Source organism: Candidatus Symbiopectobacterium sp. (assembly GCF_020054415.1).
In the GTDB taxonomy this organism is placed as follows: Bacteria; Pseudomonadota; Gammaproteobacteria; order Enterobacterales; family Enterobacteriaceae; genus Symbiopectobacterium.
In genome coordinates, this window is the sequence record NZ_JAHWCO010000221.1 from 1 (window position 1) to 1412 (window position 1412).

General features: G+C 48.2%; 2 protein-coding genes and 1 pseudogene. 1 reads left to right on the forward strand and 2 read right to left on the reverse strand.

What is annotated here, in order from left to right; translation table 11 throughout:
• Window positions 1-113: pseudogene (locus QZ506_RS06490) on the forward strand (IS5/IS1182 family transposase); the annotation flags it as partial.
• Window positions 114-153: 40 nt separating this feature from the next.
• Here QZ506_RS06490 and QZ506_RS06495 read toward each other — a convergent pair.
• Together QZ506_RS06495 and QZ506_RS06500 are read right to left on the reverse strand one after the other, a co-directional pair.
• The gene (locus QZ506_RS06495) at window positions 154-945 is read right to left on the reverse strand and encodes an O-antigen ligase (protein WP_291969908.1); all 792 of its coding nucleotides are present in this window, start codon (window positions 943-945) and stop codon (window positions 154-156) included.
• Between the two features lie 171 nt (window positions 946-1116).
• Window positions 1117-1368: a hypothetical protein gene (locus QZ506_RS06500; protein ID WP_291969910.1), complete on the reverse strand. Its 252-nt coding sequence runs from the start codon at window positions 1366-1368 to the stop codon at window positions 1117-1119.
• Window positions 1369-1412 lie beyond the last annotated feature (44 nt).

Consider the following 1412-nt stretch of genomic DNA (forward strand, 5'->3'; position numbering starts at 1 on the left):
GTCATCTAAGTCTGAGAGACTACGATGCTCAGGTGGGTGAAGCCATGGCCATGGTCAAAGCGCTTAACCGGATCACGCTATTAGGAATGCCGAACAGTATCCGCATCACGTAACAATCGACCCGTATGGGGCGCAGTCGTTACAAGTTCTGATTTATTCAACAAAGCCCATAAGTAAGGCAAATAACAGCGCAATGGAGAAGTGGCTACGCAGCACAAAAATCGAAAAATAAGAGAGCGCGACATAAAACAAAATAATCAGTAGTGCACCGTGCCAGCCTTTCAGTGAAAAAGCTTCAATGACATCGTTATGAATATGCACATTCAGGTAACCCAGCGCCCCCTTCATGGCTGGTGTCTGCTGTGCGAAGGCGGTGATATGTGCCGCGCGCTGTTCGGCGGATTGTCCGAACGGCGCAACAAGCCCTGCGTCCATGCAGGATTGCACCATGGCAAACCGTGCGCCTACCGAGGTTTGACTGTTACTCTGGCTGTAGCTGCGCATGTCATTGATCAAATCGTTGGCGTGTTTATGGATTGTGTCGTGGAACAGCGCAATGCAGAGCGTTAGCGTTACGAGGGAGCCCAGCACGCCCTTAAGCAATTTACGTTTATTGTGACGTACTTCTGATAACAGGATCATCGCCCCAATCAGGGGATAAACAAAAATGGCCGCCCGTGTCTGGGTCAGGATGATGGCACTGGTTACCAGCAAGAAATGGAGTAAATAGAGATAATATTTATAGCGCACAGTGAGCGTGAGTAATGCCTGTGCACTCAAGGCACCGATAAACGTCATAAAATAGGCTGCGCTGGTTGCCGGACCAAAGATCAGGCTCACACGGTGCATGTCGTGAAAAACGGACTGAAACAGCGGCTTTGTTGAATAAATAGATTTTATGCCGGCAGCCCAGCGAAACGACGGATCCTCGCAACGTAAAATCATGCAGTTAGGCCTCATGAGAAAAGTGTACACCTGAGATGACAAGCATTTTCAACCAAAACTTGCATGGAAAAACAGCATGATTACCTATTATTCAACAAAGCCTGAAACAGCACATAAGCCAGCGTCATGATGCAAACTGCCAAGGAGCCAACTTGCAGGATAGGTTGGTTTTTATGTGGTAAGTGGCATGCGGCTAACAGAATAAATGCACCGAGAATCGCGGCATGCCCGGCGGTGCGATAGGCGGAGTAAACATCGGTAAAACGTGTGTCGGGGTGGTAGTAAAGTGAAAACCAGACAAGGTTGAGACAACCCGTCAGCGGCTATTGTTGAATAATAGGGAATAATGCTGTTGTGACACGCCTGTTTTGGATTAAAATGCTGATCGCTCCGGGATGCATCACCACGCTCTGGATTTAACATACTGATTTTACGTCAAGGGAATCCGCAGCCTTTATGTCTACGCA